Source organism: Streptomyces sp. V4I8 (assembly GCF_041261225.1).
GTDB lineage: Bacteria > Actinomycetota > Actinomycetes > Streptomycetales > Streptomycetaceae > Streptomyces.
On record NZ_JBGCCN010000004.1, the window covers coordinates 176,336 to 201,262 of the forward strand.

Here is a 24,927-nt window from a genome sequence, read left to right on the forward strand (position 1 = left end):
TATTTTCAGCTCGTGGGTATGCGCTAAACGGCCGGCACTGGTGGGTGTGCGCCAGCTTTTCTGACGGCAGCCTGCGATGCAGAGAACGGGAACAGGGGAACGTCGGGAACGTTGCAGCTCACGCGCCTGCACGCCGCTGTACTGGGCGCTGCTGTGGCGACATGTACGGGGCACTTGTTCCAGGGCCGCATCTCTCTTCTCCTGTGATCCAGGTGAAAGCTTCTGTTGGGCCGCCCGGTTCGTCTGCCAAGAACGGGCGACGGCGCTCCCGTGGTCGTGGCCTGCTGTGATGCTCGGAATTAATTGATCTGACCGCATGGTTATAGTGCTGCCAAAGTTCCCCCGAAAGCTGGATATCTTCAGGCTCATGTTGGTCGTTAGGAAACCGTGGCTTGGAGAAATAATCATGTAACCAGGACTTGTTTGCCGGGATCGCAAGTGGAGGTGCGGGAGAGCGGGAACGAGACTGAGATGCAGGTTCGACAGCTCCCCGCGACGGCCGATGCGGGCGATCAGGGGTCAGGTGCCCGGCTCGAACGGAACGCGCGGGAAGACCTGCAGCAATGCTCGGATCTACTCGAAGAACTCTTGGAGAAGCTGCGCCGGATGGAAAGTGATTATCTCGATGGCGCGGAAGGGCCGTCCAGTGATCGGACGGATGAAAGCCATGCCGACGAACACAATCAAGATGCGGCGAAGTGAACCATGTTCGAAAGGTATGGCATGGGTGAGATTTACAACGAGTCAGATCCGTACGGCGCTCGGTTCCCGCATCCACCTGACTATAATTCCACGGGGCGGTGCTGTAACCATTACGAGTGCCTCAAGGGGCGGCACGGCTGGAATGGTCTCGATGTAGGGATGATTGGCGGGGACTGGGATCCCGATAAGGAATTGGCTCAGATTTTGGACGGTTCACCCGGGTTAGGTTTGTCTCATTCGGTGCGATCGGGTCCTGAACTGCGAAAATCTCCAGTCAATCGACGGCGTCCTCAGTCGAAACGGCTACATCTGACTGCCATTCTTATCGTGGTTATTTTTGTGTGCACGATGAGTATGATCTGTTGGTCTATTTCGTACTCGTACGGTCAGTTGCGTGGTGTCGCCTCTTTGTTTATGTCACCGGGAATCGCGCGATGGTGGCCCTGGATGCTGTACGGTCCATGGATTGCAGCGGGCTTTGCCATCGTGCGGGCCGCTCTTCAGGGGCGAACCGCTCGTTGGTCATGGGCCGTTCTCGTGACAGCTTCTGCGGGTACCGTAGGACTCTGCGTCGGGAATTCAACGGAGTCGATTCTCATGATGGCTGTTGCTGGAATCCCGCCCATCACCGCCTTGGCATGTTTCCAGGAGTTGGCCGGCCAACTGTCGTACAGGCACCGACCGCGACATGCAGTCAGAGGTGTGAAGCGCCCGGGGCAGTGAGGATTGATGCGGCCCCGCGATGCCACGTGCGGAGTATTGAGGTGCCGCAGCACTGCGGCTAGCGGGGAGGGCGTTGTGGGCCATGTGCCGACAACCCGCCCCCGCCCAGATCAAAGGGAACAGCGGAACAACGGGAACGTTGCAGGTCAGGGCATGGGTGGCTCTGCATTCGATGGTCCGGAGCAAGGGAACGGATCGTCACACCCTCGCTGCGGATGGAGCCGTTCAGTGCGGAACGGCCTTCGTCGGCAGCAGCGCACTGTGAATGGTCCTACCCGACATCGAAACAGGCCCAGATTGAAGGGGCGCAGATCGCGTAGGTATGTTCAGATTCTTTGATGGGTGGTTACTTCGCTGGGTCGTACGTGCAGATCAACAAGTGCCCGACTCAAAGCAGAAGGGTGCTCCGACCGTGGACGTGACCCTCAAGCAGCCGACCCGTGTCCGGCTCATCACAGGTGAGAACCATCAGATCCCAGTACCCGTGTCGCTGCGTTACGCGTCCGCCGACCCGTTCGCAGTTCATGTGCATTTCTTGCCCGACGTTTTTTACAACGACAGAAGCATGATTTGGTCTTTCGCCCGCGATCTCCTGGCGGAGGGGTTGCGCGCTCCTGCGGGAATCGGTGATGTGCGGATCTGGCCGTGTGGTCGTTTCCATACGATCGTAGAGCTGGATACTTCGCAAGGACTGGCCATGGTTCGCTTCGAGACGCCTGTTCTTCGCCGCTTCCTGCAGGACTCGTACAGGGTGGTCGCTGCGGGAAGAGAGGATACGAACGCGGCACTGGAGCATAGCCTGGCGGCGCTTCTGGATGAGGTTTGAACGACGGGGCCGTACTCGTCAGTTGGGACGGTGACCTGCTTGGGCGGTGTGACGGCACGGTCTCGCCATGGTTTGCGGTTGGAGCGGGGGAGGGCTGCAGGTCGGGGCGAGCGGCTGTGGTTGCTGTCCATGGGGCACGCCCTCGAAGCCGATCAGATGACCCCGGCCAGGCAGGGCTGGCCACGGAGAGGTAGTTGAGTGGTCTCCCGGTAGCAGCTCTTACGGCTGTGTTCGGGGGACCCGTAGGTCCTCTTGGGTGTCGCCTTCGCACGAGGCCGTCGGCTCCTGTCCTCGTGCGCTGCTCGCGTTGCCACGCCTCGTGTTCGAGGGCATCGGTCATCGCGGCGGCACACGTACCTGAGTTCCGCAGCTGCAGTGTCGCTATAGTCCACGAAAAGGTGTGTTGACCTGCGGATATGCGTGATCGCACGCCGGATCGGCGTGTGTCTAGGCGTGGGCGTTCGTGCTGGTCAGGCGGGTGTGCCGGGTTCCAGGGTGATGATGCGCTTGGGTTCGGTGACGCCGAGCTTGGCGAGGATGGCGCGCTGGGCGGTGCTGGTCTCGGTGCGCTGGCGGAAGGTTCCGGCAGGGCCGGTGAAGGTGCCGACGTGGATGCGCTCGAGCTCCTCACGCAGGTTCAGCCAGGTGTCGTCGCAGGTCGTCTCGGCGATGCGGATCAGCAGCAACGCCAGCCAGCAGAGCAGGACATGGGCGCGTATCCGGTCTTCCTTGCGGTGGTAGACGGGCCGCAGATCGATGATCGTCTTCATATCGCGCCAGCCTCGCTCGACTTCCAGCAACTGCTTGTAGCCGGTCGCGATGTCCTCGGCGGACAGATGAGGGTCGCTGCACCGCAGCAGGAACTTGCCGTCCAGTCGCTCTTCGGCTTTGATCGCCGTCTTGTCGACCCGCAGCAGCCCGCCGGGGGTGGCGCGAAGGAAGCGGTGCAGGCCGGGCTTGGTGGACAGCTTCCCACGCAGTTCCGCGCGCTTGAGCGGCTTGAGCTTGTCGGAGTCCTTGATCGCTTCTTCGAGCTGGGCCAGGAGGTCGGCACGGATCGCAGCGTCGCGCTTGGCCTGGTCGGGGTTGTGGCAGATCACGAACCGGTCGGCGGTATCGGGGAGTTGGACTTGCTTGACCTGCATGTTGTCGGCCACGTGCGCGTAGCGTCCCTGGCGCGACAGGGCCGCTTGGGCGGCGGGTGAGCCAGAGCGGATCTTCTCGCCGAGGATGTAGTGGCCTCCGGCCCGCTGCAGGAAGCGGCGGTTGGTCTCGGAGGCGAAACCGCGGTCGGCGACCCAGACAACCCGGGTCAGCTTCCACTCGCGCAGGTCCTCACGGACCTGGCGGATCAATGCCTGGTCTGCGGTGTTCCCGGGCCAGCTCCAGATTCTGATCGGGATGCCGGTGCGAGTGACGGCCATGCCGATGACGACCTGCGGCAGGTCGGGTCGGTGGTCCTTGCTCTTCCCGTAGGCGCGGAACGACGCCGGTTTCTCATCGTCGCCGGTGCTTTCGGCGGCCTGGCTCGACTGCGTCGTGTCGGCCGGCTCGTCAGGAAGGCGGCGGCCGTGTTCGTCGCGGGCAGCGGGGGTGTCGGCTTCGCCGGTTTCGAAGTAGGTGCTGGTGGTGTCGAAGAACAGCAGGTCGACTTCGAGGTTGAGCAGGTCGGCGACCTGCCAGTAGACCTCTTCGGCGAGTCTGTCCTCGATCTTCAGGAGCCAGTCCATCGCCCGGTAGCAGGCGTCGTCGCTGGTGGCGGCGAGGCCCGGGATGTGGCTGTCGTGCTCGATCCAGCGGGTGGCAGCGAGCTTGGAGCTCGGTGCCAGGGCCCGGTTGGCGACCAGCGCGAACAACACCCGCTCGGCGGCCGGATCCAGACGGCTGCTCGTCAGGAGCTTCTTCATGACCGTGTCGATGCCGATGCGGTGCCACAGGCCATCCAGGGCGTGGGCGCCACCCATCGGCCGCGAGGCCAGGAACGTCAGGTCCGCTCCGGAGGTGGCCCGCAGGGCGGCGGCCGGGTCCAGGAGCTTGGCGAGCGAGGCGACCAGGCGCTCAATGCCGGCACGGTCGAGTTGGTCCTCGCGGCCGAAGCTGTGCAGCACCTGCGGGCGGGAGGTGCCAGTGGCGGCGTCCCACTCGTTGTGCGCCAGTTGCAGGTAGCGCACGGTCGAGCCGTCCTTGTTCTTCCGCGTCGTCGCCCGTACGTACATGGTTCCAGACCTTAACAGCATTACCGCAGCTCAACGCATAGTGATCAAGCGGAACGTGTTACTAGGCGATTCTGGCCTTTCCACCAGGCCGGAATCCCCTCACCTGCGACAACGCCCTCCTCCCTGCCAGGCCCCCGCCATTAACTGCGGAACGCAGGACGTACCGTGCTGAGGAGACTGCAGGCATGACCGAGGACCCGGTCGACGCGCCGCGACTGGTTCCATCTGCGGCGACGCGCGCCGTGGTGCTGGCCGCCCGCTAGGTGCAGTCGTCGTTCACCGCGTTTTTGCGCCGCGGTCAACGATCAAGCCTTCGGTGCACCCGCCTGCGCCGCCTGGCCGCCGCCTTGGCCTGGGCCGGACTGGGGGGTGTTCGCGTACAACCTCCAGTAATGAACAGGCCGCCGGCCGGCCAGTGGGGCAGGGCCGTTCTGCAACAGCACACCGTCACCCCCGACCACTGTCTCAAAGCCACAGGGCCATGACGAATGGGGGGCGCGTTCCGGACGGTCGGCGGCCTACGGAATCAAGGGAGACGTGCAAGTCGGGTCACGAGTCCGGTGATGCCGGTCGTGTCCAGCCTGAGACCGGTGGCCCTCTCGTCCCTACGGTGCGTCTCGCCTGATGCACAGGTGCCGGTAGAAGTCTCGTCGGACGGCGACTCGCTTGCCGCACTCACGTCAGCGGCCTGCGCTCCGTGGGCCGTACGGACACCAGAGGTCAGCGTTTCACGCAAGGCACATGTGACGGCGGCGATGTCGGCGGAAGGCGGCTCCCTGAGTACGTCCGTGCGGGCTTCCGTACCCGGACTCTGCGCTTCATCCCGTACGGACGTCGTGGCCGGAGCCGTCCCGCCGTCCGCATCCGCGCCGGTCTCCGAATCCGAGCCCTGCGCCTCATCCGCCGAGGAGGTGTCAGCAGAAGGCGCCCAACTCGCCTCAGTGGCGCCCGAACCATGTGTCTCGCTGGGTGCAGGCGTGCCCGCGGAAGGCGCCGCGCTCGTCACGCCGGCTTCTGGACCCGATGCCTGGGCGTCATCCGGCGTGCAGGCGGCAGTTGAATGCTCGGTGGTGGACTGCCCGCTCGTCTCCTGGACGCCCTCGACCCGCGCCGAAGTACGTTCGGGGCAGTTCTGTGTTTTGGTTGCCTCGGCGGCGGGCGCCTGTGGGGGCTGGGGCGGCTGCGAGACTGTCTCTTCCCGCACGGTGTCCGTGGTCCTTGCCGCAGACGAGGTACGAACCGGACCATTCTTGGGGGGCAGAGAGACCTGGATGGTGGTACTCGCCGCGGGCTGCGTGAGTGAGTCGCGACTGACATCGCCCACTTGGGTGGCTCTGTCAGCAGCGGGGGCGGGCAGATCCGAGACTCCCGATGCGTACCTGGCGTTCCATGCCAGTACGGCGCGCAGGTACTCCTCCGAGCGGTTGTAGCTGAGAATCGCCTGATTCAACTGGTTCGGATCACTGAGATCTCGGTTATTGGCGCACAGGTAAGCAGCCGCCGTCGTGGCGGCATCGAAGATGTTGTTCGGGTCGGGAGTGGCCATCGGCCGTGTGGTCGTTGCCCAGCGACTCCATGTGGAGGGGATGAATTGCATCGGCCCCACCGCTCGGTCCCAGACCGGGTCGCCGTCAAGTACCCCGGCGTCCGTATCAGACAGTGCCGCGAACTGTCCGCCGTTGAGAACTGGACCCAGGATCGGTGATGTTGTCGTTCCGTCCGCTTTCAGGAGGCCGCCCCTGGCATGGTTCGACTCGATTGAGCCGATAGCGGCGAGAATTGTCCAGGGGAGGTGGCAGCCCGGCGTCCGCCCTGCCTGCTCGTTGGCGGCGCGGCGGTATGCGTCGAGTACTTGGGCCGGGATGCCTGAATTATTGGTGGTCAACGGCAGGGAGGCGGCGACGGCTTCTGTGCGGGGCGTCGAGTTCCGCTTCTTGGCCTCGTCGGCGAGGTGCAGTTGTAGCGGTGGCTCCACGGGAGCGGTGGCTAAGTCCGGTGGGCTCGAAGCCTGTGCGGCGGCATTTTTCGCAGGAGGACGTGCTGTAGTCGGCCCGGGTTGCGAGATTGACGCGGCGAGGGCGCCTGCCGTGCAGGCGACAGCCGTCGCGACCAGGATGATTCGCCGGATGCGGAGACCGCGCCCTCCTTCGGCAGGTACTTCCTCTTGCTGGTCAGAAGACGAACCGATGCCATTCATGACAAAATCCTTCTGTGTGGACAGCGTTCCTCGGCGAGCCGCTCATCACGCGTTTTCCTCGCTGCTTTGCCTAGAGCTGTGTGATGAGCCGCTATGACTCGGTTTCGTCAAAATGGCGGGGAATCTCACTCGTCGGACTGACCTTCCTGCAGGGCTGCTCTGAACAGAAATGGCTTCTCGTGGACGGTAAGCTGTCCCCGGACCTCGACTTCTGCCCATCTCAGATCGAACGGTCGATCCGCGACTCATTCCATGCAATCAGGCTGGCCGATCTTCGCTCATTCTGCTTTTTCTTGGCGGGCAGGGCGTGGCTCGTGGTAGTTGAGAGAAGGGGGCGTGGCAGAGTACGGCGGCGTGTGAAGCTCTTGTGACAGGCGGAAGTTCTCCCAGTTTCCGGCTGAGCAGGGGCTTCACATGCTCTTCGGGCGGCAGGGCCGGACGCTTCATCGGATGCGGCTGGGGCGATGGCGGCGGACTTGAAACCGCACATCGGCGTCAATCCGCCGCGGGAGGACCACCTCCCTTGCCTCGGTCAGAGTGTGCGTCGTGAAGTGCTCCAACACCTCGGCAGGTGAAGCGTCGTCAGCCAAGACAACATGGACGCGAGCTCTAAGCCGGTACGGCCTGCCCACGAGGCGGACACGTGCCTGGACAACACCGGGCACGGATCGCGTCCGTTGTGCGATGGCGCTGGACAGACCGCTGCCGGACAGGGTGATCCCCTCGTTCCCCAACGGCAGGATGTGCATTCGCTCCCTGCGGACCTGCAGCGAGCACCAGCCCAGACACAGCAGAACCGCGGCGCCGAGTACGGCCGCCGCCACCGCAGTTGACCAGCCGTCGTCCCGCCAGCGTACGAGTGCGTCTCGATCCAGCCAGGCCGTATCGGCCGCAGCCACCGGCCACCAATGCGGAAGCCGGTCGCCACCCAGGAGGTCCGCAGCTGCGAGCACGGTTCCCCCAGCTGTCAGAGCAATCCCTGCGCAGGCAAGAGCAGTCCTGTTGATGCCGCTACGCACTCGGCTCACGGTGGTCCTCCTTGCGCTTCGCACCTTCCTTTTGCGCGCGGTGCCGCTTGGGCCTTCGAGATGCCTGCACACCCGGTCCCGTGCTCATGCGAACTCGCAGGCGAGGTGCACGCCCCAACCCGTAGGTGTCAAGGGTGCGGTTGGCCGCCGTCACCATGGCCCGGTGAGCGGCGTCAGGGTCACCGAACTCCACAACAGCCCGCACTCGAGCCCGCCGGCGGCGCACGCGGACCCGTACCCGGGAGACGCCGGGAACGTTCAACACCGCCTGATGCATCAGTTGCTCGGCCGAGTGCTGGTCAAGCGTCGAGCGGACACCACCGGCATCCGGTCTCATCGAGAGCAGGCGCCGTCGCCCAGGCAACACGGCGAGCAGCACCATCTGGATACCGAGCAGGGTCAGGGCGGTTCCCAGGGCCACTGTGAAGTCACCGGGGCCGTGGGTGGACAGCCATGTGAGCAACTCAGACCTCCAGGGCTCCTGTGGGCGCCCCTCACCTCGTAAGAGGATGAAGTCGTGCAATAACAGGGCGCAAGCCGCGGCTCCCGTAAGGGCTGCCAGCGCCGAGGGCACGCGCCGTTCCGACCAGGTTCTCCCAGGGCGGCGCGTGACTGAACCCTGTGTTCCCGCAGTCACGGCAGACGCTGTTGGTTCGGATGCCCTGGATCGGTCGGGCACCGTCAGGGACCGTACGCGGATACGCGGTCGGGACACCTTGAGTCCGGTGAGCTCGGCCGTGCGCTCCGCCACGCACTGCTGCACGCGTCGGCCGGACTCCTCCAGAGCGGCTTGATACGGAAGCGCGAGATCGACCGATACCGCGATGCGGCCGCTTCGCGTCATCACCGTCGCGTCGGCGAATCTGACATCGCCCGCGGGCAGTGCCTCGGTCGCGGCGCGCTGGGCAACGCGGCGCACCACCCGGTCAGCCACTTCCAAGCGGCCTCTTTCCCCGGCTGCGACCGTGAGGCGCTCCGCTCGTGTCGTACTCATGGCAGCCTCTCGGAGCCGAGATCGCCCTGGCGACTCTCACGAGGCCCCAAGAGGTCCCGTAAGCCGATGCCACTGTCCACAAGACGACCCGCGATCCCGCCAACCGCCCCCAGGGCCGCCACGAGCAGGAACGCCTGGAAGCCTCCGAACCAGCCCGCGAATCCCAGGGTCATGCCCACGGCCAGTCCCACTACGCCTCTGTTCACCATTCACCTCACGTCGTCTCCGTCTCCCGGCCCAGCCGGACGTTTCCGTTGGCCGTACGTCCACTCCACACGCGACTACTCCACACGCGACGCCTCTGCCGCGTCGCGCTCGTCCTCGGGCAGGCGGACGTCATTGACCGCCACGTTCACCTCGACGACCTCCAAACCCGTGATCCGTTCCACGGCGGAGATCACGTTCTCCCGCACTTCCCGAGCGACATCGGGGATCGCCACCCCGTATTCGACGACCAGATCGAGGTCGACAGCGGCCTGCCGCTCGCCGACTTCGACCTTCACGCCACGCCCGACATGCGGACGCCCACCTGGTACCCGGTCGCGGACCGCCCCGATCGTGCGGGCGAGGCCACCACCCATGTCGTGCACCCCAGGAATCTCACGGGCCGCCATACCGGCGATCTTGACAACCACTACGTCGGCAATCGATGTCCTTCCCCGCGAGTCGGCGGACTCCGCGACACCGGCCGCTCCCATGGTGTCGGTGATGCCCCCACCCTGCTCCCAGCCGGCCACGGCGGTTTCCGCCGGACTCGGGTCCTGCGTTGTCATCGGTGCGCCTCCTGGATCGATGAGGAAACCTAGGGTCCCTTAATTCGACACGGCATTAGCGTATTCATTACGCGATGCACCGGTTTTTCCTTGTTGCGGAGGTAGCGTTCCAGTGCCGCGTAACCCACAGGGTGCTTGCCGTGACACACAGCATGAGTCCGATCGAGAGGAGTCAATCGTTGCCGGCGCATGGGTACGAACCGCCGGACGATGCGGACGACGGTGAGCAACGAAGTGACGCTCTACTGACGGCTCGGGCCAGCGAGGGAGATGATGAGGCCTTCGAGCAGTTGGTGCGCCGCCACGGGCCGGTGTTATTACGGCTGGCCACGCGCCTGCTGGGCAGCAGGAGCGAGGCCGAGGACGCCGTACAGGAATCGTTCGTCAGCGCGTGGCGCAGACTGCCGGAATTCCGTGAGAACTCAGCATTCGGCACATGGATGTACCGCATTGTCACAAACCGATGCCTCAACGTGTTACGCGCACGGCGTCCAGTCGTCACCCTGGACGCGGTGTCCGAGCCCGCTGCCGCAGAGCATCAAGTCTCTCCGGCCCGAGCGGCGGAGGGACGCGCGGCTGTCGAGGCCCTGTCCAAAGCGATGGTCGTTCTTTCGCCGGAACAGCGGGTGTGCTGGGTTCTGCGAGAGGTGGACGGGTTGCCGTACGACGCTATTGCGGACATGGTCGGGATCAGCCAGGAGGCGGCCCGCGGCCGCGTCTTCCGCGCACGGCGCCAATTGACGGAGGCGATGGTCGCATGGCGATGAACGCGGACCAGAGTGCCGGCCCGCCCGATGGCACGACGGGCGAGGGCGGGGCCGACGAAGATGAACGCCTGCCCTGCGGCCGGGAACTGGCACAGGTGTGGCAGCAGTGGGAGGACGGGCAGGGCGACGCCCATACCCGCGCCTGCCCGCACTGCAGCGCCGCCCTGGAGGAACTCGATGGGCTCAAGGATGTCGTGCGCCGTGTGCGGGACGAGGAGCCGGTGCAGGAGGACACCAGCGCGCTCGTGGAGCGCGTGATGGACGTCGTACACCTCGAACTGCGACCCGGTCGGACACTGCCGCTGGGAACGGACGCCGAGGACACCTGGATCGTGGAAGCGGCGGCTGCCAAGGCGTTTCGCGCTGCCGCCGACTCGTTGCCGGGCGTGCGTGCGGGCAGCTGCCGCATCGCTCCACTCCACCCCGCTGCCGGCCCTCGGCAGCGTACGCGCGGCCCTGTCAAGGTGCGCATCGAAGTCGTGATCGACATGACCGACAATCTCCAGGACGCCGCGGAACAGGTGCGTAAGCGGCTGCTCGTGACAGCGCAGCGGGCCCTGGGCATGCAGGTCGGCTCGGTGGATGTCGCGATCGTGGACGTCCTCGATGGCGAGGGCCACGGGGAGGGGCGAAACCGGTGGCGGTAGACAGGGAGCTGGGGGAGCTCACGGAACGGATCGCGGAGGCGGTCGTCGCCGTCCCGGGAGTGGCGTTCCTGCGGCCCGGGCTCGCGGGGCTGCTTCGGGGCGCCACGACAGGCCGAGGAGCTCTCAGCGGAAGAGCGGCACGGTCCGCGGTACGCATCCAACGTGGACGCCCCGCGGGTGGGAGGACTCGGCCCGCAGAACCGAGTACCGGCCCCCACGAGGCCGGGCGGCCGACGTTGATGATCGAGGTCAGTGTCGTCCTGCGCAGCTCTCCGCGGGCCGTCGACCTGACCCGAGCAGTGCGGGCGGCGGTTGTGGAGACGGTCCGCGCCCATGCTGCACCAGACGTGCATGCCCGCGTCACCGTCACCGTCACCGGCCTGATCTGACACGGTGGACGTGGCGGCGTCAGGCCAATGGGCGCGAAATCAATTCGCCGGGGCGGAAGCCCGGTTGTATCGACGCGACACCTGGCGGCTGTGCTGACGCGAGCTGAACTGGACGCGAAGGGGGAAGGCGCCCGTGCCTGGTCCCTCACCCCCTCCGGGCCGCGAGGGGGTGCGGGACCCGGAGGGAGAGAGGCTTACCTAGGCATGAGTTAAGAGTGCTCCCCGGGGGAGAAGTGATGCGGGCCCTCACTCTTCTCGTCTACGGTTCCAGCCGATGATGTCGTCGACGCCGGCTCAACGAACGCTGTTCGCAGGGAATTTCAGCTGCCCAGGCAATGGGGACTTCAGGATCAGACGTGAACTCTCGGCAGACTTACGCATCGACGTAAATGCGAACGCCCGAAGATTTCCATCGGATATCCAAGGATTTCGGAGACGTGTGCGGAGAGCCACACAATCGTCCCTTGACGGGCATCAATGCGCTTCTCAGACTAGGCTATGAATTCTTCTGGTTGCGAGTTGCATAGCTGTCACATCTGCCTCCGCAAAGAAGAGAGAGGTGCGCTTTCTATGTCAGGTCCCACGCACATACTCCTCGCTCCGCTCATGACGGCAGCTAGTCCGGTCCCGGAACAGTCCAGTGTTCCCTTAGTCTCCTACCCGGCCCCGTGACCGGGGCCTTCCGCCCGACCCGGCTCATGGCAGCCGTCTGCGTGGGGCTCCTCGGTATCACTGGCTGTGACGACGCTGGGGGCGTCGATGAGCCATCGCCCGTGACCGCCCAGCAGTCGAGGCACGACGATGACCACGCCGCGACCACACCTGAAGCCAAGCCATCGGAAGGTTTCGTCACAGGCAAGGACGGTGTGAAGACCTGGGTGGGTCCACTGGTCGGTGGCCACGTCTCGAAGGCCGTGAAGTACCCGACTTCACCTCCGGTCGGCGGCCCGCACAACCCAACTCCGCTCAACTGCAACGGTGATGTCTACACCAAGCCAGTGAAGAACGAGAACGCCGTGCACTCGCTGGAGCATGGCGCGGTGTGGGTCACGTATACATCCAAAGCCTCGAAGTCCGACGTCAAGGCCCTGGCGGCGAAGGTCAGAAGGACGCCGTACACGATGATGAGCCCCTACGAGAAGCAGAAGCATCCGATCATGCTCACTGCGTGGGGCCACCAACGCACCGTGACCTCGGCCAAGGACCCGAACGTCGCCAGGTTCTTCGAGAAGTACGTCCAGGGTGAGCAGACGCCCGAGCCAGGGGCACCCTGCACCGGCGGGACGATGCAGTGAGGACACCGAACATGGCGAAGCACGCCGGCTGGATGGCGGGGACAGCGGCGGCCGTGCTCCTCGCGGCCGGCGCGATCACCTACGCGGTGACCGAGGACGGCGGTTCGTCGGGTTCGACCCCGAGCGTCGATTCGGCGGATGCCGGTTTCGCCCGGGACATGGCGGTGCACCATCAGCAGGCCGTGGAGATGTCGTACATCGTGCGGGACCGCACGGACGACAAGGAGGTGCGATTCTTGGCGTACGACATCGCGCAGACGCAGGCCAACCAGCGCGGCATGCTGCTGGGCTGGCTGGACTTGTGGGGACTGCCAAAAGTGTCGTCACAGGCGCCGATGACCTGGATGGGCAGGGGCGACATGCCCTCCGCCGGGGATGGCTCGCTGATGCCGGGCATGGCGACCAACACGCAGATGAAGAAGCTCGAGAGCCTCAGCGGCAAGCAGGCGGAGATCGTCTTCTTGCAGTTGATGACGGCCCATCACAAGGGTGGCATCCACATGGCCGAGGGCTGCCTCGAAAAGTGCGAAGTGGGCGTGGAGAAGCGGCTCGCGCAGACCATGGTGAACGGACAGCAGTCGGAGATCGACCTGATGACCGACATGCTGAAGCAACGAGGAGCGAAGCCGCAGCCGTAGGCCGCCGCGTGAGCGTGGGGCCTTCGCAGAAGCCCCTCTCGTACGCCGCCACGTCAACTGGCGGGCGGGAGGGTGCCCGGGGCGGGAGTCGAACCCGCACCTTTACCGCTTTTAAGGCGGCTGCGTCTGCCTGTTGCGCCACCCGGGCCCGGGCTGCGATGCGCCCATGGGTCCGAGGGCGTTCGCGGTGCCGTTGGTTGTTGGACACGGTGCAGCGGCAGTTGTGACGGGGAATGCGAGAGTGTTTTGGCGCTTTGTTCCCCGACCTTTAGTCGCTTTAGTCGCTGTCGTAGGCGGAGCAGACCGCCAGGGTGACGAGGGCTGCTGACGGCCCTGGGCCTGACTGTCGTACATGCCTCACCCTCAAGAGGGATAATGTCAGCATTTACTCCGATATTGGAGCATTCTGTCGGCCAGGCATGAGTTGTCGCTGCACCCCGGGTCGCCTGATCCGCGGCACCACTCAAGCAGTCACCCGGAGACCCACTTATCGGAGGTCAAACGTTGAAACGGACCCGTCGTACAGCCGCAGTCCTCTCGGCGGTCTTTCTCTTATCCGCAGGGGGCGTGACGCTGGCCGCTCCGGCCCAGGCAGCGCAGACCGCCCTCGCTCAAGCAGTCTTGACTCAGGTCGAGGCGGTGCAGGCCGACCCGGCACCGCCGATCCCGGATCTGCCGCCGGTCCTGGACCCCGCACCGCCGATCCCGGATCTGCCGCCGGTCCTGGACCCCGCACCGACGATCCCGGATCTGCCGCCGGTCCTGGACCCCGCACCGACGATCCCCGAACCGCCGCTCCCCGAGCCCGTACCGCCGGTCCCGGTGCCGCCGGTTCCCGGCCCGAATGAGCCCTCCCTGGTCTGCTCGGCGCTGGACTTCGTCGGTCTACTGGACAGCGACAAGCCCCTCAATTGGGGCTCCTTCTTCCACTGCGACGGACGCGACTAGGCGCGAGAACCTGCCTCGAAGCCGATGACGGCCAGTGTGCTGGTGCCAGTCGGGGTTCTCTCCCGCCTGGCACCGGCCAGGTGCGCGTCGACCCGTGAGGCGAGCTTGCGGGACATGGGCTTGGCAGGGCCGAATTCCGGTGTGCCCGTTCTAGTGGGATGACTCGCTCTCGCCCCAGGGGAGTTCGAGTGTCTGACCCGGGTAGATCAGGTTGGGGTTGGCACCCACGACATCCTCGTTCGCCTCGTACAGCTCCTGCCAACTGCCCGCGGCGCCACCTGATTGCGCCATGGTGATGCTGTACAACGTGTCCCCGGGACGCACTGTATGGGTCCCCGTCGCTTCGGACTTCCGCGCCGGTTCTGGTGCGGGTGCGGTCTGCTGCGGCCTAGGCGCGGATGCCGCGGATTCCGAAGCCGCTGGCGCTTCTTCTGCGAGGATGGCCGGCTTCTGCCCTCCCTCGAACATGGATGGGCCCAGGCCTGCTCCTTTGCACACCCACGCGCCGGGTCCTTGAAGCGCGAGCAGAGCCTCCGCGGCAAGGATTGTCTGACGCTTGGTCGGGACCTGGTCCCTGGGCATGCCCTGATACAGATCCTGTGTCCAGTTCGAGGTGTCGACGCCTTGCCGTTCGAGGTAGGCGAGCGCGTCCTTCCAGGATGCGTTCTGAAATTGGAGACCGCCGACGCTCTGACCGTCGCCGCTCCAGTTGATCGACCAGTCATTGCCGGACTCGCACTGAGCAATGGCCTCCCACTGGTCCTGGGTTGCCGCATTCGCGGAGCCGCCCCCCACAATAAGCGGGAAGGCCACACCCGTCCCTGCTGTGACGGCGACGACAACCCGCTTCCCTGGTGTGCTCTTTAACTTACGGTGCCTGCCCCGTGCCATCGCAATCATCTTCCTCTCCCGCCGAGGGCTGCCGTCACCGGCACATGGGGGACCGACTCTGCGTCGAGTCGCGAGCGTGTTCGCAAGAGCATTGCGATCACTGATATCCCAGGCCCTCGAATGTGTACGCACGCGCAGAATCCGGTCCTTCGCGAGGATTTGGCAACCACCAACAAGAGGATGTGACATCATTCACGCTGTCATTGCTGTTTCGGGGAGGGTATAAATCGAGGCGACGCGCGCCCGTTTATGATCCCTGACTTTCCGTCTATTTGCGCGGCTTCAAGGTCGTTCTGATCGCGGGTCGTAATCGGGGCCCAGCGGATTGATCTGCCGTTAACCTCGATTCGTCAGCGGGTTTCGGTCGCTGAGTGATCCGGCGGTTCGCCCGTAATGTCCTCTGCCGTTGGAGGACGGGCCGTCGCGTAACGCCGCGGGGTGCGCCGGGTTCCACAGGCCCGGAGACTGCGGTCCTCCTCCTTCCTGGTCCTGGTCGGGGCGGGGCCGGCTGTCAGGTGACGGCCGGAAGCTGTGTGAGCCTGCTCCAGCAGGTGGTGAACGCCTTTGCCCAGGGCCAGGTCCGTTCGATGCGCAGGTAGCGGCGTCGGGCGTGGTCGGCGAGGCGGGCGGGCAGGTGGTAGAGGCGGAAGCGCATGGTGTCCGGCTCGGCGTGTTCGAGCCCGTCCTGGTCGTGCAGGGTGAGCAGCCGCAGCCAGGCGTCGAGATCAGCCGCGAGGTTGCAGGCAAGCATCCATCCGGCGTTGACCTGCCACGACTTGGACGGGAGGTTGTGCAGGCCCATGGCTTTGCCGGTGCGGATGCGATCCTCGACCTCGGCGTGGTCGCGGTGCAGGGCATCGAGGAACTGGACCTGGTGCGAGCCGGGGATGCCCCCTCGTGTTTGTAGCGAATGGTGATCTTGGGGTGGCGGGCTCTACGCCGCGGCTGCTTCCCAGGCGCGGATGACCGCGGCGATTTCATCGGGACCGGGTTGACCTGCAGGGTTGTGAATATGGCGGGCGGCGATGATCGTCCGGCGAAGCTTGATCACCATGTCGCTGAACGCCGGGGTCGCCTTCGTCGCGTACCAGGGCTGTCGTGCGCGCCGGTCGGCGATGTCGGCGGGGTGGTGCCCGTGGGCGGCGTACCAGAGGACGACGATGGTGTAGACGGCCAGGCCGAAGGGGACGGTGCGCTCCACCGCGCGCCGGGTGCGGTTGCGGGCCTGGCCGACGCCGAGATCCTGGCGCATGTGCTCGAAGATCGATTCGATCGGCCAGCGCGTGCCGTACCGTTCAATGAGGTCGTCGGCGGGACTGACCAGGTCGGTGCTGATCAGAGCGAGGTCGTACGGGCGGGTCGAGTTCAGGTCGCGGATCAGGACGAGGCGGACCGGGAGGTCCTTGAAGGCTCCGTACCACAGGCATTCCCTCTCGGTGATCCACACGAACTCCATGCGCCCGTAACGCTCCACGACGGCAAGGCGCCATGTCGCCGTCTGGGCAATCGCGGTCAGTGAGCCCAGCGCCCTGCCCTTCTTGCGGGGCCGTCCCCGCTTGTTGGTCTTGGGCGGGGTCGGCGCGGACAGGGCGGCGTTGCGCGGGAGTCGGGTGGTGAAGGTGACCGACGGGGGCAGGTCGGCGACCTTGCCGGAGTGGTAGGCAGCGTCGCCGGTGACGTGGAGAGTGCGGCCGGGGAAGAGCGCGGCCAGGTCGTGGACCATCTCCAGGGCCAGGTCGGTGCGGGAGGCGGTGGCCTTGCCCCGCCACAGCCGGGCGGCCACCGGCACAGCGACCGGCTTGGCGAGGAAGGGCAGGCGGACCACGACCGCGCAGATGACCCAGGTGTTGCCGAACCCGAGCTTGTCCTTGCCCCGCCCGGAGCCGTCATGCGCCCACAGCGCCCCGAAGACCTTCCTGCCGACCCGGTGCAGCAGGGTGTCGTCGACGACAGCCAGGATCGGCGCGTCCGCTGGGAGCAGGGCTTCGACCACGGCTCGGGCCAGGCGCAGGCCGAGCTGGTCGGGATCCCACGAGGCCTCAGAGAAGAAGGCGTGGGCCCTGCGGTGCGGCCACAGCCGCGACAGTCCCGCCCCCGTCAGCATCCCGGTGACCGTACGCCGCCCCGTCTGCGCGGCCATCCCGGCCACCAGATGGCAGAACGTCTCGAACGAATGCTTCGTGAAACACGGACGAGTGACCTGCAGAACAAGCAGCAACGACGCCGGTAACGTCATCCCCGGAACCATCAGCGGCAACTTCCTCGCTTCGAGGCGGTTGGATCAACACCGCTGATGGTTCTTCACGTTCAGCCTGACGTTCCGCAAGCCACTCAGCGGGCTCACCCGAACAGGGAAGCCACTATCTGTTCAAGATCACGATTCTCCGCAAAGTCGAGATGCCCCACAGGTGCCGGATATTCGTCGCGGTGATCGAGTAGCGCCAGCCGGTCTGTTTCTCGAAGTCGGTCAGCTTCTTGTGCTGCCGCCGTGAGGGTCTGACCCGGCGGACGATCAGCCGCATCCCCTCGGGCCAGCCCTCGCGGGTGTTCACCCCGGTCAACTCGGCGACCTGGTAGCCCTCCTGGACGCTGCCGTCCTGGTGCAGGGAGGTCTCCCATGCGCTTTCGGGGAGTTTCGCGATCGCCGCCTCGTCCTCGGGCGTGATCTTCCAGCCGACGGTGTAACGGACCGTGCGCCGCTTCGTGTTCAGTGACTCCAGGTGCTCCAGCAGGCCGTGCGTGGCCCCGGCGCCGTCGACGCGGATGAGGAGCTTGGCCTGCGAGGAGCCGGGGACCTGCTCCAGACAGGCCGCCAGCACGCGCAGGTGGTCCTCGACGGTGTTCGCCCCGGCATTCCCGCAGCGCAGCTCCATTGCCAGGCTCTCACCGGTGTTCGCGCACCAGCCGGCCAGCGGGTGGAAGCCGAACGTGCCCTTGAACGTCGCCGCTGCCCCTTCCTTCTTCGAAGCGGCAGTGATGACCGTGGCGTCCAGGTCCACGACGATCCAGCCCTTCAAGTGCCGTCCGGCAACGGTGAGATAGGGGAAGCCGCCCGGCCGCAGATGCAGCAGGCCCCACACCTGGCGGCGCACCCGCCGCCGCACCTTCGCGATCTTTCGCAGCGTGTGTTCGTCGAGGCCGGCCAGCACCCGGCGCATCGTCGAGTCCGACACAGCCGGGCCGAAGAGCTGCTGGTGGTGCAGGTGGAGCTGCTCGGCCTCCAGCAGACTCCGTGCTCCGAGCACGATCGCCACAGCCAGCTGGACCAGCACCCCGCTCCGCTCCCGCCACCCGGCCGCCGTACTCGACGGCAGCACCCGGGCCAGTCCACCCGTCAGCCCCAGGCGGTCGGCCAGTTTCCGCAGCAGCACCGCCCCCGCGTGCCCTACCAGCTTCTTCCCGTCAGCAGCCACGGACAGCCGACGGTCCCACCCTGTACTCTCGACCACCAGAAAGGTGCCTTGCTCTCTGCAGCGGATACGACGTAGACACTCGCATCCTCGCAGGTCAACGGCACCTTTCTGCTGTCAGGCTGTCAGGCTGTCAGCTCAACCAATTCCGCTGAATAGCCAGGGTTAACCATGTCACTGTTGTGCCCCAGTTTGTGTGCTTCTATTACCAATTCTGGTGAAGTCCGGTTAGCTGACAGTGATCGCACGCGGAACGAAATGGAAGGGGCGATCATGGGGCGCATACACAGACGGGGAGCCGTCTTACTCGGCATCACAGGGCTCCTCGCACCGCTCACCATCTCGCTCAGTGCCGGGCACGCCCAGGCCGCGAGTTGTACGGCGCAGACCGGCCCGTATCAGAAGCAGGTGGAGAAGTTCCTCGGCCTACCGGTCGACGGCAGGCAGTCCACCACCGACTGCAGGGCCATCCAGGCCTTCCAGACCAAGCACGGCATCACGCCGAACGCCGGCTACGCGGGGCCCGTCACCTGGGGCGTGATGGACCTGATGAACAAGCAGAAGGCTGTCGGCAACAACCCCAATAGTGCCGGCAAGTGCCCGACGAACAAGGGCCGTATCGCCTGCGTCAACCTCACGCTCCAGCTGAGCTGGATCCAGGACGGCACGAAGCTCGTGTACGGCCCGGTCCCGGTCCGCACCGGCCGGGACGGCTACGAGACGCGCACCGGCCTGAAGAAGATCTACTGGCGCAACATCGACCACGTGTCGACCATCTATGACGTGCCCATGCCCTACGCCCAGTTCTTCGACGGCGGCCAGGCCTTCCACTCCGTCGGCATCAGCATGTGGAATCCGCCCGGCTCGCACGGTTGCGTCAACATGACCAAGGCGGACGCGAAGAAGTACTGGTCGCTGCTGAGGAACGGCGACGACGTCCACGTGTACGGGCGCAAGCCGGGCACCTGAGTCGGTCAAGTCGCTCGGAGCCCGCCTTGGGCTGATCACGCATTCGCCCCAGTGCCGTTTGCGGAGCATCAGCACGGCTTTTATACCGAGGAGGGAGGGACTTCAAGGTCTTCGGAGTGCTTCCCTCCGTGACTCGCCGTCGAAGGGAAGGTCGCTGATGAACGCTTCGCTCAATGGACCCGTTGGTGGGATGGGCTGGTTACCCGATCGTCCCGACATCCGCGACTACACGAAGGCGGCCCCCCAGGTCGACGCTTTTCTCGGCGCATCGGGTCTGATCTCGCGAGCTCCCGTTGCGCCGCCACCACTCGTGGACTTACGGTCCAAATGTTCTCCCATCGTGGATCAGGGCGAACTGGGCTCATGTACGGCCAACGCTGCTACCGGGGTTCTTGAGTACTTCCAGATTCAGTCGTCCGGATCCTTCACACCGGCCTCCCGTCGCTTCATCTACAAAGCGACCCGCAACTTCCTTGGAGTTCAAGGCGACACGGGAGCGTATCTTCGCTCCACGATGGGAGCCTTGGCCCTCTTCGGGGTACCGCCGGAGAGGTTCTGGGCTTACGACGTCGAACTCTTCGACGATGAGCCGCCCGCGTTCTGCTACGCCTTTGCGAGCAACTACCAGGCGCTGATGTACTACCGTCTGGACCCGCCAGGCATCAGCCTCAACGAACTGCTCACGGACATCAAGGCCAGCCTCGCAGCTGGGCTGCCCGCCATGTTCGGATTCCCGGTCTACAGCAGCATCGAGCAAGCTACGGAAGGCAACATCCCCTTCCCTTCGTCACGCGAATCCGTTCTGGGTGGCCACGCGGTCGTCGCAGTCGGTTACGACGACAACCGTGCCATCATGAATCCGCTGGACAACGGAACCACCAAAGGTGCGCTCATCATCCGCAACTCTTGGGGCGTGTCGTGGGGGGACAACGGATATGGCTATTTGCCGTACGACTACGTCACCGAGGGGCTCGCAGACGACTTTTGGGTGCTTGTCAACGCCGAGAATTTGGCAGTGGCGCCCTTCGATGAGTAGCGGTCCGTCTGTACGGGTTCTTCTCCGGTCTTGAGTCGCTACGGTCGCTGATCGTCACCATGCATTGCTGGGTGTGCAGCGTTACCCATGCACCACTGGAATTCGGGTGATCACGTAACGAACTCTGCGGTGGCTGTGTCAGAGGAGTAACAGCAGCCAGCCACCCAGAAGGTGCACCGATATGACGCAGCAGCTGAACATGGCGGAGATCGCCGTGTGACGGGCCGGCCCCAGCTATCGGGGGGTTCGCGATCATGAGCGGAGCCGACGAAGACGTCACGCCCGGTAAGACGACCATCGCCGACGTGATAGTGGTCAAAGTCGCCGGCATGGCGGCCCGTGAGATCCCCGGAGTCCATGACACTGGCGGTGGCCTCTCCCGCGCGCTCGACGCGGTCCGTGATCGAGCTCCGGGCGGGCGACGCCACCTGGGACGCGGCGTGAAGGCGGAGGTCGGCGAGCGGCAGACGGCCATCAGCATCGACCTGGTCGTGGAGCAAGGAGCCGTGGTCCCGGAAGTCGTCTGGCACGTACGGGAGAACGTGATCTCCTCCGTGGAACGGATCACGGGCCTTGAGGTTGTCGAGGTGAACGTGGCCGTCAACGACGTACATCTCCCGGACGATGAGTCGTTCATCTCCGAGGCACTGCGTGTGGCGTGAGTCCGGCACACCGACAAGCCCCGCTCAGGGGATCGGGATGAGCGCGATGGGAGCGGATGCACATGACAAACCGTGACGGTGTCCCCGAAGAGGACCTGGAGTTCGGCGGTCCGGCACATGACCACAGCCACAAGGTCGGCACGCCTATATATGACGAGCTGTACGCGGAATACCGTGGTGCCTTCAGAGCGCTGCCGGGCGATCGATTCGGCGAAGAGGAGCTGAAGTTCCGGTCGTTTGACCGTCTTGAGCTTCCCAAGGCCCGCACGTTCGATGACCGCGGGGACGCTTCGGAGTCACGCGCGGCGTAGGGCAGAAGTTGGGTGTGCCGGCCACCGCGGCCACCCTCACGAATCGGTTGGGATCTGCCGCGCTTGGGCCTTCTCGTCTGCGGCGCCACCGGCGCCGACCAGCCCGGCGCGGTTTTCGCGGCCGGCGGCCAGTTGGGGCTCGAAACGGCGCATCTCGCGTCGTGCCCCGGTTCCGATGAGGCCGGGCAGGTAGCCACGTATGCCTTGCAGCCCGCGGAGCCAGCGTTGGGCGTAGATGTGGGCAGAGCGGTGCTCGATGCCCCTGACGAGCCGCTCCACGGCCGGGCCCAAAGGATAGGTGCGGTTGGCCGGCCAGGGCAGCCGCCGACGCAGTTCACGCAGGACGTCGTCCTCGTCCGCGCCGCGCACCATGTCGGTGTCGGTCCAGCTCAAATACGCCACCCCCACCTCGACGCCCTGATGGCCGACCTCCCCGCGCAGACAGTGAGCGAACGCCTCCACCCCCGATTTCGACGCGCAGTAGGCCGTCATCATGGGGGCCGGGGTGATGGCGGCCAGTGAGGCGATCTGCAGCAGATAGCCGCGGCTGTCCAGCAGCGCGGGCAGGAAGGCACGAGCAGTGTTGACACTGCCCAGCAGATTGACCTGAAGGACCCGGTCGAAGGAACGGACGTCGCAGTCCAGGAACGGGCCACCCTGTGCCACACCGGCATTGGCGACCACGGCATCCACCGTCCCGAAGCGCTCCACGACCTCTCGCGCGACCCGCCCCAGGGCCTCGGCATCGGTGACATCGGCATGCCAGTACGCACACTCGGTGGCCAGCTCGTCCGACACTCGCCGCAGCTCCTCCGGCTCCAGACCGATCAACGCGATCCGCGCCCCTCGCGCCGCGAGCCGGCACGCCAGTTGTCGGCCGACACCCCGCGCGGCACCCGTCACCGCCACGACCTGCCCCTGAAGACTCCTACGCATCCTCACCCTCTCCCATCCTTGAACGTGGACCGCTGGTTGACAGGCTCGGTCGCGGGCGCTGTGAGGTGATCGTGGACGAGCGAGCGCACCGCGCCCGCCACCGTCTGCGGTGCCTCCAACGGCGTCATGTGACCGAGTCCTGGGAGCTCGGTGAGTCCCACACACCGCGGCAGGGCGGCAGCCATCCGGCGGGCGTGTTCGGGCGGGGTGAGCCGATCGGCCGTGCCCACGAGTACCGCGGTCGGCATGCTCAGCCGCGTCACCTGCGGCGTCAGATCCAGATCGGCCAGGACGCGGGCCCAGCCGGCCCGCACGGCGGTCGGGCAGGCGTGTACGACGTGGGCGCACGCCTCCACCATCTCCCGCGTGGCGCCGGGGCTCATGGTCACGTACTTGAGTATCTGTTTCGACAAGGGGGTGACCGGGCCGAGCGGGGCGCGGGTTCCGAGCAGGGCTCGGTGCACCCGTGTCCGTAGACGCGGTGAGCGCAGCGGCACCACTCGGGAGTCCGACAACAGGCGTGAACTGGCGGTGCTGCAGAGCAGCACGGCTGCTGCCCGTTTGCGCACGGCTTCCCGGTCGGCGGCCGCCAGCACGGACATGCCGCCCATGGAATGTCCGGCGACTACCGCGCGCTCTCCGTCCTGGAGTGCCGTTTCGAGTACGGCCTGGAGGTCATCGGCGAGCACCCTCGTGCTGTAGCCGCCGGGTATCGGGGCGAGGGGACTGCTGCCGTGGCCCCGCTGGTCGTACAGCACGACGCGATGGTCGACGGCCAATGCGCGGGTGACCGGTGCCCAGAAACCGATCCGGCAGGTCCAGCCATGCGCCAGGACGACGGTGGGTGCTTGCTCACTCCCGTGCACCTCGACTTGGATGCGGGCGCCGTCGGCCGAGACGGCAGTCAGCTTCTGTGCGGGCGTGGGCGGGGTGTACCGGCTGGAGCGCATGTGTGTCAGCCAGCTCATGCGACAGCTTCTTCCGCCGCCTCGGCACCGGCCGCCGCGGACCGCGCCCGACCGCGCCCCGCACCGTCCCAGCCCGGTGGGCGCAGCACGGCATACTCTGTGAGGTCCACTTTTCGGGTGGCCTTCCTGAACTCATTGGTCGTCCCCGGCCAGACCGTCGTGTTGCGGCCGTTGGCGTCCAGATACCAGCTGTCGCACCCGGTGCTCCAGACCGTGGTGCCCATCCGCTCCTGGAGGCGGTCGTGCCAGGCCCGCACGGCGGCGGGACGGGCATCCAGTGCCGCTTTGCAGTCCAGGGCGTCGAGCTGCCGGAGGAAGTCGGCCACATAGTTCAGCTGTGCCTCGATCATGAGGATCATTGAGCTGTTCCCGAGGCCGGTGTTGGGGCCGATGATGGTCAGGAAGTTGGGAAAGCCGGCGGGACTGGCTCCGCGCAGGGCTTCCATACCGGCTTTCCATTCCTCCGCGAGGGTGGTGCCGGCCGCGCCTGTGACACGCTGGGCCATGGGCATGTCGGTGACGTGGAAGCCGGTGCCGAAGATGATCGCGTCGGCGTCCGCTTCGGTGCCGTCGGCGGCGATCAGTGTCGAGCCCCGCACCTCTCGCAGCCCGGTGGCGACCACGTCCACATTGGGCTGAGCCAACGCCGGGTAGTAGTCGTTGGACAGCAGGATGCGCTTGCACCCGATGCGATAGTCAGGAGTCAAGGCCGCCCGCAGGGCCGGGTCCTTGACAGCCTTGCGCATGTGGGACGTGGCCAGCCCCTCAATCAGCCGCAGCCGCTCCGGCCGCTTCGTGAAGGCGCTGACCTGCAGTTCGCGGATCCCCCACAACAGTCGGCGGCGTAAGACCCGGGAGAGGGGCACGCGTCTGTGCAGCCAGCGTTCGAAGGACGTGATCTTCCGGTCCATGCGGGGCATCACCCAGGGCGGGGTGCGCTGGAACAGGGTCAGCTGCCGCACGAGCGGCTGGATCCGGGGGACGATCTGGATCGCCGAGGCACCGGTGCCGATCATGGCGACGCGCTTGCCGCGCAGGTCGTAGTCGTGGTCCCAGCGCGCGGAGTGAAAGACCTTGCCGGGAAAGCCGTCCAGGCCGGGTATGTCGGGGATCTTGGGGGCGGACAGGGGGCCGGTCGCCGCTATCACGACATCGGCGGTGAGGCAGCCGGTCGCGGTCTCGATCACCCAGTGCAGTGCGTCGCAGTCCCAGCGTGCGGCATGCACCTCTGAATTGAAGCGGATGTGCGGCCGCAGCCCGAAGGTGTCGGTGACCTTCTCCAGATAGGAGCGGATGAGTGGCTGGCCGGAGAAGTTCCGAGGCCACTCGGGGTTGGGCGCGAACGAGAACGAGTAGAGATGCGAGGGCACGTCGCAGGCGCAGCCCGGATAGCTGTTGTCCCGCCAGGTGCCGCCTATCGCGTCGGCCCGCTCCAGCAGGACGAAGTCGGTCATGCCCTCGCGGCGCAGCCGCGCCGCGACCCCGAGCCCCCCGAACCCCGTACCGATCACCGCGACCCGAACATGGCCAAGCTTGTGCTCGGTCATCCCCTCACCCCTCCTTGATGAATCCACCTCGCATCACGCTCGCCGTCACTGGCG

General features: G+C 65.9%; 25 protein-coding genes and 1 tRNA gene. 13 read left to right on the plus strand and 13 right to left on the minus strand.

Annotated features, from left to right (window positions below):
* Positions 1-471: 471 nt before the first annotated feature.
* The 3 genes from ABIE67_RS49940 to ABIE67_RS49950 all read left to right on the plus strand — a co-directional run bounded on the left by ABIE67_RS49940 (position 472) and on the right by ABIE67_RS49950 (position 2,251).
* A complete protein-coding gene (locus tag ABIE67_RS49940; protein WP_370271103.1) occupies positions 472-702 on the plus strand; it encodes a hypothetical protein in 231 nt (76 codons plus the stop codon).
* Between the two features lie 159 nt (positions 703-861).
* Positions 862-1,425 carry a DUF2637 domain-containing protein gene (locus ABIE67_RS49945; protein ID WP_370271207.1) on the plus strand — a complete coding sequence of 188 codons (564 nt, stop codon included), beginning with the start codon at positions 862-864 and terminating at the stop codon, positions 1,423-1,425.
* Positions 1,426-1,837: 412 nt separating this feature from the next.
* Positions 1,838-2,251 carry an SsgA family sporulation/cell division regulator gene (locus tag ABIE67_RS49950; RefSeq protein ID WP_370271104.1) on the plus strand — a complete coding sequence of 138 codons (414 nt, stop codon included), beginning with the start codon at positions 1,838-1,840 and terminating at the stop codon, positions 2,249-2,251.
* A gap of 470 nt (positions 2,252-2,721) precedes the next feature.
* On the opposite strand, the gene ABIE67_RS49955 is transcribed toward ABIE67_RS49950, so the two are convergent.
* From ABIE67_RS49955 to ABIE67_RS49975, 5 genes are all read right to left on the minus strand, one after another.
* Positions 2,722-4,467 carry an IS1634 family transposase gene (locus tag ABIE67_RS49955; protein WP_370270775.1) on the minus strand — a complete coding sequence of 582 codons (1,746 nt, stop codon included), beginning with the start codon at positions 4,465-4,467 and terminating at the stop codon, positions 2,722-2,724.
* A gap of 526 nt (positions 4,468-4,993) precedes the next feature.
* The gene (locus ABIE67_RS49960; RefSeq protein ID WP_370271105.1) at positions 4,994-6,664 is read right to left on the minus strand and encodes a hypothetical protein; all 1,671 of its coding nucleotides are present in this window, start codon (positions 6,662-6,664) and stop codon (positions 4,994-4,996) included.
* A 1,011-nt stretch (positions 6,665-7,675) separates the two neighbouring features.
* Entirely contained in the window at positions 7,676-8,626 is a 951-nt protein-coding gene (locus ABIE67_RS49965) for a DUF6286 domain-containing Asp23/Gls24 family envelope stress response protein (RefSeq protein WP_370271208.1), read from the minus strand.
* A gap of 56 nt (positions 8,627-8,682) precedes the next feature.
* Positions 8,683-8,895, minus strand: a complete 213-nt coding sequence (locus tag ABIE67_RS49970; RefSeq protein ID WP_370271106.1) for a hypothetical protein — start codon at positions 8,893-8,895, stop codon at positions 8,683-8,685.
* A gap of 72 nt (positions 8,896-8,967) precedes the next feature.
* Positions 8,968-9,459 (minus strand): Asp23/Gls24 family envelope stress response protein, encoded by a 492-nt coding sequence (locus ABIE67_RS49975; RefSeq protein WP_370271108.1) that lies wholly within the window; start codon positions 9,457-9,459, stop codon positions 8,968-8,970.
* A gap of 152 nt (positions 9,460-9,611) precedes the next feature.
* Between ABIE67_RS49975 and ABIE67_RS49980 the strand changes: the two genes are divergently transcribed.
* The 5 genes from ABIE67_RS49980 (at position 9,612) to ABIE67_RS50000 (ending at position 13,195) form a co-directional block, all read left to right on the plus strand.
* A complete protein-coding gene (locus ABIE67_RS49980; protein WP_370271109.1) occupies positions 9,612-10,226 on the plus strand; it encodes an RNA polymerase sigma factor in 615 nt (204 codons plus the stop codon).
* Positions 10,217-10,873, plus strand: coding sequence for an Asp23/Gls24 family envelope stress response protein (locus ABIE67_RS49985; protein ID WP_370271111.1), 657 nt, complete (start codon positions 10,217-10,219; stop codon positions 10,871-10,873). The genes ABIE67_RS49980 and ABIE67_RS49985 overlap by 10 nt, the downstream gene beginning before the upstream one ends.
* Before the next feature lie 239 nt (positions 10,874-11,112).
* Complete coding sequence (locus tag ABIE67_RS49990) at positions 11,113-11,262, plus strand: hypothetical protein (RefSeq protein WP_370271113.1); 150 nt, start codon at positions 11,113-11,115, stop codon at positions 11,260-11,262.
* Positions 11,263-11,960: 698 nt separating this feature from the next.
* Positions 11,961-12,557: a DUF3105 domain-containing protein gene (locus ABIE67_RS49995; protein ID WP_370271209.1), complete on the plus strand. Its 597-nt coding sequence runs from the start codon at positions 11,961-11,963 to the stop codon at positions 12,555-12,557.
* 11 nt (positions 12,558-12,568) lie between these two features.
* On the plus strand, positions 12,569-13,195 hold the full coding sequence (locus ABIE67_RS50000) for a DUF305 domain-containing protein (RefSeq protein WP_370271114.1): 627 nt from the start codon (positions 12,569-12,571) through the stop codon (positions 13,193-13,195).
* Between the two features lie 73 nt (positions 13,196-13,268).
* Here the strand turns inward: ABIE67_RS50000 and ABIE67_RS50005 are convergent.
* Positions 13,269-13,343, minus strand: a tRNA-Leu gene (locus ABIE67_RS50005).
* 473 nt (positions 13,344-13,816) lie between these two features.
* On the opposite strand from ABIE67_RS50005, the gene ABIE67_RS50010 reads away from it, so the two are divergent.
* Positions 13,817-14,143: a hypothetical protein gene (locus ABIE67_RS50010; protein WP_370271115.1), complete on the plus strand. Its 327-nt coding sequence runs from the start codon at positions 13,817-13,819 to the stop codon at positions 14,141-14,143.
* A 150-nt stretch (positions 14,144-14,293) separates the two neighbouring features.
* On the opposite strand, the gene ABIE67_RS50015 is transcribed toward ABIE67_RS50010, so the two are convergent.
* The 4 genes from ABIE67_RS50015 to ABIE67_RS50030 form a co-directional block, all read right to left on the minus strand.
* Positions 14,294-14,956, minus strand: coding sequence for a transglycosylase family protein (locus ABIE67_RS50015; protein ID WP_370271116.1), 663 nt, complete (start codon positions 14,954-14,956; stop codon positions 14,294-14,296).
* A gap of 589 nt (positions 14,957-15,545) precedes the next feature.
* Complete coding sequence (locus tag ABIE67_RS50020) at positions 15,546-15,923, minus strand: transposase (protein WP_370271210.1); 378 nt, start codon at positions 15,921-15,923, stop codon at positions 15,546-15,548.
* Between the two features lie 45 nt (positions 15,924-15,968).
* On the minus strand, positions 15,969-17,270 hold the full coding sequence (locus tag ABIE67_RS50025; RefSeq protein ID WP_370251558.1) for a transposase: 1,302 nt from the start codon (positions 17,268-17,270) through the stop codon (positions 15,969-15,971).
* Between the two features lie 124 nt (positions 17,271-17,394).
* Positions 17,395-18,483, minus strand: coding sequence for a transposase (locus tag ABIE67_RS50030; protein ID WP_370271118.1), 1,089 nt, complete (start codon positions 18,481-18,483; stop codon positions 17,395-17,397).
* 234 nt (positions 18,484-18,717) lie between these two features.
* Between ABIE67_RS50030 and ABIE67_RS50035 the strand changes: the two genes are divergently transcribed.
* The 4 genes from ABIE67_RS50035 (at position 18,718) to ABIE67_RS50050 (ending at position 21,422) form a co-directional block, all read left to right on the plus strand.
* Entirely contained in the window at positions 18,718-19,413 is a 696-nt protein-coding gene (locus ABIE67_RS50035) for a L,D-transpeptidase family protein (RefSeq protein ID WP_370271120.1), read from the plus strand.
* Between the two features lie 157 nt (positions 19,414-19,570).
* Positions 19,571-20,449 carry a C1 family peptidase gene (locus ABIE67_RS50040; RefSeq protein ID WP_370271121.1) on the plus strand — a complete coding sequence of 293 codons (879 nt, stop codon included), beginning with the start codon at positions 19,571-19,573 and terminating at the stop codon, positions 20,447-20,449.
* A gap of 254 nt (positions 20,450-20,703) precedes the next feature.
* Positions 20,704-21,111 carry an Asp23/Gls24 family envelope stress response protein gene (locus tag ABIE67_RS50045; protein WP_370271122.1) on the plus strand — a complete coding sequence of 136 codons (408 nt, stop codon included), beginning with the start codon at positions 20,704-20,706 and terminating at the stop codon, positions 21,109-21,111.
* Positions 21,112-21,173: 62 nt separating this feature from the next.
* The gene (locus ABIE67_RS50050) at positions 21,174-21,422 is read left to right on the plus strand and encodes a hypothetical protein (protein ID WP_370271123.1); all 249 of its coding nucleotides are present in this window, start codon (positions 21,174-21,176) and stop codon (positions 21,420-21,422) included.
* Positions 21,423-21,458: 36 nt separating this feature from the next.
* Here the strand turns inward: ABIE67_RS50050 and ABIE67_RS50055 are convergent, their stop codons facing one another.
* From ABIE67_RS50055 to ABIE67_RS50065, 3 genes are read right to left on the minus strand one after another with little or no spacing between them, the layout of a single operon-like run.
* A complete protein-coding gene (locus tag ABIE67_RS50055) occupies positions 21,459-22,358 on the minus strand; it encodes an SDR family oxidoreductase (protein WP_370271211.1) in 900 nt (299 codons plus the stop codon).
* Between the two features lie 2 nt (positions 22,359-22,360).
* Positions 22,361-23,326, minus strand: a complete 966-nt coding sequence (locus ABIE67_RS50060) for an alpha/beta fold hydrolase (protein ID WP_370271125.1) — start codon at positions 23,324-23,326, stop codon at positions 22,361-22,363.
* Positions 23,323-24,873: a flavin-containing monooxygenase gene (locus ABIE67_RS50065; RefSeq protein WP_370271126.1), complete on the minus strand. Its 1,551-nt coding sequence runs from the start codon at positions 24,871-24,873 to the stop codon at positions 23,323-23,325. The genes ABIE67_RS50060 and ABIE67_RS50065 overlap by 4 nt, the downstream gene beginning before the upstream one ends.
* Positions 24,874-24,927 lie beyond the last annotated feature (54 nt).

Coding starts and splice junctions, on each gene's coding strand:
- ABIE67_RS49940 (WP_370271103.1), top strand. CDS start 472: ATGCAGGTTCGACAGCTCCCCGCGACGGCCGATGCGGGCGATCAGGGG.
- ABIE67_RS49945 (WP_370271207.1), top strand. CDS start 862: ATGATTGGCGGGGACTGGGATCCCGATAAGGAATTGGCTCAGATTTTG.
- ABIE67_RS49955 (WP_370270775.1), bottom strand. CDS start 4,467: ATGTACGTACGGGCGACGACGCGGAAGAACAAGGACGGCTCGACCGTG.
- ABIE67_RS49960 (WP_370271105.1), bottom strand. CDS start 6,664: ATGAATGGCATCGGTTCGTCTTCTGACCAGCAAGAGGAAGTACCTGCC.
- ABIE67_RS49970 (WP_370271106.1), bottom strand. CDS start 8,895: ATGGTGAACAGAGGCGTAGTGGGACTGGCCGTGGGCATGACCCTGGGA.
- ABIE67_RS49975 (WP_370271108.1), bottom strand. CDS start 9,459: ATGACAACGCAGGACCCGAGTCCGGCGGAAACCGCCGTGGCCGGCTGG.
- ABIE67_RS49980 (WP_370271109.1), top strand. CDS start 9,612: ATGAGTCCGATCGAGAGGAGTCAATCGTTGCCGGCGCATGGGTACGAA.
- ABIE67_RS49985 (WP_370271111.1), top strand. CDS start 10,217: ATGGCGATGAACGCGGACCAGAGTGCCGGCCCGCCCGATGGCACGACG.
- ABIE67_RS49990 (WP_370271113.1), top strand. CDS start 11,113: ATGATCGAGGTCAGTGTCGTCCTGCGCAGCTCTCCGCGGGCCGTCGAC.
- ABIE67_RS49995 (WP_370271209.1), top strand. CDS start 11,961: ATGGCAGCCGTCTGCGTGGGGCTCCTCGGTATCACTGGCTGTGACGAC.
- ABIE67_RS50000 (WP_370271114.1), top strand. CDS start 12,569: ATGGCGAAGCACGCCGGCTGGATGGCGGGGACAGCGGCGGCCGTGCTC.
- ABIE67_RS50025 (WP_370251558.1), bottom strand. CDS start 17,270: ATGACGTTACCGGCGTCGTTGCTGCTTGTTCTGCAGGTCACTCGTCCG.
- ABIE67_RS50035 (WP_370271120.1), top strand. CDS start 18,718: ATGGGGCGCATACACAGACGGGGAGCCGTCTTACTCGGCATCACAGGG.
- ABIE67_RS50040 (WP_370271121.1), top strand. CDS start 19,571: ATGAACGCTTCGCTCAATGGACCCGTTGGTGGGATGGGCTGGTTACCC.
- ABIE67_RS50045 (WP_370271122.1), top strand. CDS start 20,704: ATGAGCGGAGCCGACGAAGACGTCACGCCCGGTAAGACGACCATCGCC.
- ABIE67_RS50050 (WP_370271123.1), top strand. CDS start 21,174: ATGACAAACCGTGACGGTGTCCCCGAAGAGGACCTGGAGTTCGGCGGT.
- ABIE67_RS50055 (WP_370271211.1), bottom strand. CDS start 22,358: ATGCGTAGGAGTCTTCAGGGGCAGGTCGTGGCGGTGACGGGTGCCGCG.
- ABIE67_RS50060 (WP_370271125.1), bottom strand. CDS start 23,326: ATGAGCTGGCTGACACACATGCGCTCCAGCCGGTACACCCCGCCCACG.
- ABIE67_RS50065 (WP_370271126.1), bottom strand. CDS start 24,873: ATGACCGAGCACAAGCTTGGCCATGTTCGGGTCGCGGTGATCGGTACG.